The following is a 6,401-nucleotide window of genomic DNA, read 5'->3' as shown; positions in this document are numbered from 1 at the left end:
CTTTTTGCCACTTTAGCAGGACGTGAAACACGATGACTTCAACGCATACCCGCTATGAACCCTGGCTGCAGGCCATGCTGGCCGTAGCGCGCCACTATCGGCTGGACTTCTCGGAAGAACACGTGCGCGTAGTGGTTAACCAGGAAAGCCAAAGCCCCCATCATCTGGTGCTCGAAGACATGGCTCGTCAGCTTGGATTAGCCCTGCGTAGCGTCCCGGCGGATGTCTCGCTTATCGATCCGTGGCGTCTGCCGCTGGTCGCGGAGCTTAATGACGGTCAAATGGCGGTGCTGAACCATATGGACAAGCACGGGCAGCTCAGCATACAGCTTAGCGGCGACGGCGGCCTGGAAACCGTGGTCAGCCGTGAAGCGCTGTCGCAGAGGCTGAAAGGTCTGTTTTTGCTGCGTCCGTTGAACGCTATCCCAGATGCGCGAGTGGACGACTACGTCAAGCCGTACCAAAAAAACTGGTTCTGGACGCTGGCGCTGAAAGACTGGAAACGCTACGGCGACATCATGCTGGTAGCGATGGCGGCAAACGTGCTGGCGCTGGCGGGAATGCTCTTCTCGATGCAGGTGTACGACCGGGTGGTGCCTTCGCAATCTGTCCCCACGCTGTGGGTACTGTTTGGCGGCGTGATGCTGGCGATTCTCTTTGAATTTACCATGCGTATGCTGCGCGTTCACATCGCCGACGTCGTCGGCAAGCGGGCCGATTTACGCATTTCCGACCGGGTATTTGCCCGGGCATTGCGCATTAAAAACAGCGTGCGGCCTAAATCTACCGGCTCGTTTATCTCGCAGATTCGCGAGCTGGAGTCGGTGCGCGAGCTTATTACCTCCACCACGATTGGCACGGTGTCAGACATCCCGTTCTTCCTGCTGTTTGTCTTTATTCTCTGGCTGATTGGCGGCCCGCTGGTGTTTGTGGTGCTGCTGGCGATTCCTCTGCTGCTGATCCCAGGCCTGCTGGTGCAGCGTCCGCTGGCGCACCTCTCGAACGAGGGCATGCGCGAGTCGGCTATCCGCAACGCCACGCTGGTGGAGGCCGTTCAGTCCATCGAAGACATCAAACTGCTGCGCGCCGAACAGCGGTTTCAGAACCAGTGGAATAACACCAACGACGTGGCGGCCGGGGTCGGCATGAAGCAGCGCTGGCTGACCAGCCTGCTGATGACCTGGACCCAGGAAGTTCAGTCTATCGTCTACGCCGTAGTGCTGCTGGTAGGCTGTTACCTGGTGATTAACGGTGATATGACCACCGGGGCGCTGGTTGGTACCTCTATTCTGGCTTCCCGGACTATTGCTCCGCTGGCGCAGATATCCGGCGTGCTGTCGCGCTGGCAGCAGGCGAAGGTGGCGCGTAAAGGGCTGGATGACCTGATGCAGCGTCCGCTGGACGACCCGGAGCAGGGCAAAAAAGTGCATAAAGCGCATTTGCAGGGGAACTACCAGTTTAACTATGCGGCGTTTTACTACGACGAAGAAGAGAAGGTTAACGACCTGGACATTGCGCGGCTGACCATCACCGCCGGGGAGAAAATCGCGGTGCTGGGGCGTAACGGCTCCGGCAAAAGCACGCTCTTACAGCTGCTGGCGGGGATGCAAACGCCGCAGCACGGGCAGATCCTGCTGGACGATATCAGCCTTGGCCAGCTCGACACCGCCGACCTGCGTCGTGATATGACCCTGCTAAGCCAACAGGCTCGTTTATTCTTCGGCTCGATCCGCGACAACCTGACCATGGGCCGTCCGCTGGCAAGTGACGAAGAGATTCACCGCGCCCTGACGCTTAGCGGTGCGTTGGGCTTTGTCCAGAAGCAGAAAAATGGCCTCAACTACCTGATTACCGAAGGCGGCGCAGGGCTCTCAGGCGGCCAGCGGCAGGCGCTGCTGCTGGCGCGAACCCTCATTCTGCAGCCGCAGATCCTGCTGCTGGATGAGCCGACGGCCTGGCTGGATGAAATCAGTGAACAGCAGCTCATCGCCAACCTGGCTCCGTGGCTGGGCAACCGTACGCTGGTGGTCGCCACGCACCGGATACCCATCCTGCAGCTGGTAGACCGAATCATCGTGCTGGATAACGGCCGCATCGTCATGGACGGCCCGCGAGACAAAATTTTGCAGCTGCACGGGATGATGGAGAATCAAGCCGCCCCGCGTCGGACGGCGACGCTCAAGCCAAACATCGCGCCGGAGGTGCAGGCATGAACGACATCACACGCTACAACAGCCGCCTGAAAGAGCCTGCGCTGCCGCGATCGAGCCTGGTAGCCTGGGCGCTGGGGCTGATGCTGCTGGTTTTTGTGCTTTGGGCTAATTTCTTTAGCCTGGATGAGGTCACGACCGGCTCGGGAAAAGTTGTGCCGTCGTCACGCGAGCAGGTTATTCAGTCCCTTGAGGGCGGGATCCTCTACAAGCTGGACGTTCATGAGGGGGACATCGTTGAGCGGGGCCAGGTGCTCGCGCAGCTTGACCGCACGAAAACCGAGTCCGGCGTGCAGGAAAGTGAATCCCGCCTCCACGCTGCGATGGCCACCGCCGCACGCCTGAAGGCCGAAGTCGGCGCTACGGCGCTGGTCTTCCCCGACATGCTGGCCGGCGATAGCGACCTGGTGCGGCAGGAAACGGCGCTATACGAATCACGCCGTAGCAGCCTTGAAAAGGGGGTTGCCGGGCTGCGTGAGGCCGTCTCGCTGGTGCAGCGCGAACTGGCGATGACCCAGCCGCTGGTCAAACAGGGGGCCGCCAGCAGCGTGGAAGTTCTGCGCCTGCAGCGGCAAAAAAACGAGCTGGAAAACAAAATCACCGAAATGCAAAACCAGTATTACGTGCGTGCTCGTGAAGAACTGGCAAAAACCAACGAGGAAATTGAAACCCAGCGCTCGGTAATGCGGGGACGGACAGACTCGCTGACGCGCCTGAAATTTACCTCTCCGGTGCGGGCGATTGTGAAAGGTATTGAGGTCACCACCGTGGGCGGCGTGATTCCTCCTAACGGCAAGCTGATGACCCTGGTCCCGCTGGACGACCAGATGCTGATTGAGGCGAAAATCTCGCCACGCGACGTGGCTTTTATTCATCCAGGGCAAAAGGCGTTGGTGAAAATCACCGCCTACGACTATTCCATCTATGGTGGGCTGAAAGGGGTGGTGACCACCATTTCACCGGACACGCTGCAGGATGAGGTGAAGCGTGACGTTTACTACTACCGGGTCTACATCCGTACCGATGTCAGCCAGCTGGAGAACCGGGAGGGAAAATCGTTCCCCATCTTCCCCGGCATGATTGCTACCGTGGACATTAAAACCGGCAGTAAATCAGTGCTCGATTACCTGCTGAAACCACTGAATAAAGCCAGCGAAGCGCTGCGGGAAAGATAAAAAAAGCCGGCGAAAGCCGGCACTTTTATACGTTGGTTGGGTCGATATTAAGGCCGTACAGAATAAATGAGAAATAAAATCCAAAGTAGGATTCGGCCATTTCCATAAAGCCGTTGTGTATTTCTAATGCGCCTTCGCTATCTTCACTAAATAATCCCGCCATGATACCGCAGTTAACAATACGTCTCAGGTGCATTCTCGACACTGAAAGATCTTTTGCCGTTTTATTGTAATTGGGCCGTAGCCACCATTTGCCATCTTCACTCTGCGCAGCCATCAGGTATATTCTGAGGATAATAATATGCCCGGCGTCTTTATCGACAAACATCGCGCTATTAGGCACCAGTCGACTCAATATAACCTCATCAAATAACAGGTTAGCGCTGCGGCGAAAAAATTGTTCAAAGGTGCTGTTATCGTCAAGAGCGTGAATAGAAAGCGCGCTCTCGGGCAGCAGCATTTTCAGTGAAGGAATGGAAATCTGCATATAGCTGCGGGTTTCATTGAGGCCTTTCACGCTCGGGTTATACAGCAGCACCCGGCGGTCATCCTCACTTTTTTCCAGCGACATTCTGCCGGTAATGCGCAGCAGCGTGACCAAAGAATTCACCGTGTTGAGGCTAGTTAGCTCCATTTTCACGCAAAACTCTTTGATATCCGCCAGCACGGCCTTGCGATCGCTGTAGTGAAAACACAGCAGCGCCAAAACCACATGAAAGCGGGAGCTTTGCAGAATCGTTTTATAAAACAGCGGCTGTTTTTTATAGGTTATCAGCAGGGAGTCATAATGATGCCGGATGGCCTCCCGAAAACAGGGATGCTTTTTTAATTGCTGACTGTAACGGGCGATGGTGTCCTGGAGTTGGTGTTGCGTCATATTATTTTTCTCGGTATTCAGCTACGGGATTATTTTCCGTGAAATGAGTGCCTGAGGTCAGTGGTAAAATTCACGTGACACGTTATTGTATTTGTTTAAACGCAGAGTAAGTCCGCTGCTTATTGTATCATTATTCAGTTGTAATGAAATGGGATCCCCGGAACTTTATCGATCTTTACTTTTTTCTTAACTAAAAATGCTTGGTGCTACCCGGAATCATATTCATTTCCATTTGCGGGATGTAAAGCTTCCTTTATTAGAAGGTTTATTTTCTGTATATCGTTTCGATGAAAAATGTCATCAGGAAAATAATTTAAAATTATTTATAAATATAATGAGGTTCAATAAGACGCGAAGCGTACAAAAAGAAAACACTTTTTAAACTCCCATTTCATGTGTTATCGTAAGTTACGTGAGTTTGTTGGGCATTTATTGCCCTGTTTTCCGCTGAAAACCGACCAGAGGCGATGTGATGCAAGATACAAATGACATTTTCAACGCGGAATTTTCCCGCCAGTACGACGCCAGTAGCGAACGCCTGAAAGACATTTCAAACAATCTGCATTCGTTGATATCGCTGTTGTTGAGGGGCCTTGCGGAGAACGCGCAGGTGCTCTGCGTCGGCGTAGGCACCGGGACGGAAATCGTCAGGCTGGCACATCAGCGCCCAGGCTGGCGTTTTACCGGCGTGGATCCTTCTACGGATATGCTTGCCGTTTGTGCAGAAAAGCTTGAGCGAGAAGGGCTGAGCGACCGCTGCACGCTGATTGAAGGCCACGTTATCGACGTTCCCGAGCGGGAAAAATACGACGCTGCGTTGTGTCTGCTGGTGGCGCACTTTATTCAGCACCCGCAGCGCGGTGGTATTTACCAGCACATTGCCGACAGGCTAAAACCCGCCGGGCAGCTTATCGCTGCAGAAATTGCGGGTGACATGGCGGATCCCGGTTTTGACAGCCAGTTGAGAAATTGGGTTGCGCTGCAGCAGGCTTATACCCAACGCGAGCGGGACATTTCTGAGGTGAAGGCCGAGCTTAGCCGGCGTTTGCTTTTGCTACCGCCTCGTCAAACTGAAGCGTTGCTACTTGATGCGGGATTTGCCAGCGTGCAGCCGTTCTTCCAGTCGCTGCTGATCCACGGCTGGCAGGCTGTTAAGCCTCAATTTTAAGGAGGAGGGAGTGGTACCGTGAGCCGCGGAAAACAGTTTTTTTAAGAAAGAAGTATGAATTAAAATTTAATTAATGCTTTTTGTGTAGGGACTTATCTCATCGATGAATATATTTATCATTTATTTTTAAAATTAAATGAGGTTTCTATGAAGTGCTTTAGCGTTTGGGATTGTTTCTGGATGAGTGATTCAAAAAAACTGAAAAGGTTAAAAAAAAATCTGCAGATAAAATTTGAGCCTGAAAATGCAAAGCCAGTGGCACACTATAAGTCATTTTTTATGGAGACAACACCAACAATAGAAGAAAAAAGAGACTTGAGTGGTTATGTTAGTGACTTTATGGGTACCGGAGAACCTGGCATTTTGGTTCATGGTAGTTCCATAGTTAAAATATCCATTGTTATGGAAGGCATCAGGGAATATGGAGACGATGTATGTGGGAAATATCATACTCCACGGGAGTTTTATCATTATCTTATTCGCAGGCATTCGCTGGATTTAGCAAAGGATAAAAGACCTTTACATCTTATTTGCTGTTATTCCGGCATGGCAAAAGAAAACTCTGGTAAGCTTAGCATAGCGCAAGAGCTTGCTAATATAACGCAAAGAAAAATATGGGCGTATGGTGGTTATGAAAAGGTGCGCTCTCTAACCGGTGGGTTGTTTTTGATGATAAATAACACTGATGAAATCACAAATACAAATAAAGTCAAGCTCGAACCTAAACTAATTGAACCCCATCGGCCAGAATTTATCAGGATAAAAACAAACTCTTCCTGTCGCTGCTGACTCACGGTTGGCAAGCAATAAAATCTTCAGGCGGGCGAGAATAGCGCGCAGCGAAACTGAGAATTAATCTTTTTTTCTTTGTAATTATCAATTATAACGCCTTAATTAAGGCGTTATAATTGGTTTGTTGCTTTATCTCTTAATACACTCACTGAATTGTTTGGTTTTAATTCGTGGAGTGT

At 51.8% G+C, this 6,401-nt stretch carries 5 protein-coding genes; 4 read left to right on the top strand and 1 reads right to left on the bottom strand.

What is annotated here, in order from left to right; genetic code table 11:
- Nucleotides 1-32 precede the first annotated feature (32 nt).
- On the top strand, nucleotides 33-2,213 hold the full coding sequence (locus CNE01S_RS12530) for a type I secretion system permease/ATPase (protein WP_061276422.1): 2,181 nt from the start codon (nucleotides 33-35) through the stop codon (nucleotides 2,211-2,213).
- Nucleotides 2,210-3,385, top strand: a complete 1,176-nt coding sequence (locus CNE01S_RS12525) for an HlyD family type I secretion periplasmic adaptor subunit (protein ID WP_061276420.1) — start codon at nucleotides 2,210-2,212, stop codon at nucleotides 3,383-3,385. The genes CNE01S_RS12530 and CNE01S_RS12525 overlap by 4 nt, the downstream gene beginning before the upstream one ends.
- 25 nt (nucleotides 3,386-3,410) lie before the next feature.
- On the opposite strand, the gene CNE01S_RS12520 is transcribed toward CNE01S_RS12525, so the two are convergent.
- On the bottom strand, nucleotides 3,411-4,262 hold the full coding sequence (locus tag CNE01S_RS12520) for a hypothetical protein (protein WP_061276418.1): 852 nt from the start codon (nucleotides 4,260-4,262) through the stop codon (nucleotides 3,411-3,413).
- A 472-nt stretch (nucleotides 4,263-4,734) separates the two neighbouring features.
- Here CNE01S_RS12520 and CNE01S_RS12515 point away from each other — a divergent pair, with 472 nt between their 5' ends.
- Both CNE01S_RS12515 and CNE01S_RS12510 read left to right on the top strand, forming a co-directional pair.
- A complete protein-coding gene (locus CNE01S_RS12515; RefSeq protein ID WP_061276416.1) occupies nucleotides 4,735-5,430 on the top strand; it encodes a class I SAM-dependent methyltransferase in 696 nt (231 codons plus the stop codon).
- Between the two features lie 180 nt (nucleotides 5,431-5,610).
- The gene (locus CNE01S_RS12510) at nucleotides 5,611-6,219 is read left to right on the top strand and encodes a hypothetical protein (RefSeq protein ID WP_138089267.1); all 609 of its coding nucleotides are present in this window, start codon (nucleotides 5,611-5,613) and stop codon (nucleotides 6,217-6,219) included.
- Nucleotides 6,220-6,401: the final 182 nt, after the last annotated feature.

Source organism: Cedecea neteri NBRC 105707 = ATCC 33855, from assembly GCF_001571265.1.
Classification (GTDB): domain Bacteria; phylum Pseudomonadota; class Gammaproteobacteria; order Enterobacterales; family Enterobacteriaceae; genus Cedecea; species Cedecea neteri.
Note: the sequence above shows the minus strand (reverse complement) of the source record. Positions and strands in the feature narration are given on the sequence as shown.

Excerpts from the sequence above, each read along its gene's own strand:
- CNE01S_RS12510 (WP_138089267.1), top strand. The coding sequence starts at position 5,611 with ATGAGTGATTCAAAAAAACTGAAAAGGTTAAAAAAAAATCTGCAGATA.
- CNE01S_RS12515 (WP_061276416.1), top strand. The coding sequence starts at position 4,735 with ATGCAAGATACAAATGACATTTTCAACGCGGAATTTTCCCGCCAGTAC.
- CNE01S_RS12530 (WP_061276422.1), top strand. The coding sequence starts at position 33 with ATGACTTCAACGCATACCCGCTATGAACCCTGGCTGCAGGCCATGCTG.
- CNE01S_RS12520 (WP_061276418.1), bottom strand. The coding sequence starts at position 4,262 with ATGACGCAACACCAACTCCAGGACACCATCGCCCGTTACAGTCAGCAA.
- CNE01S_RS12525 (WP_061276420.1), top strand. The coding sequence starts at position 2,210 with ATGAACGACATCACACGCTACAACAGCCGCCTGAAAGAGCCTGCGCTG.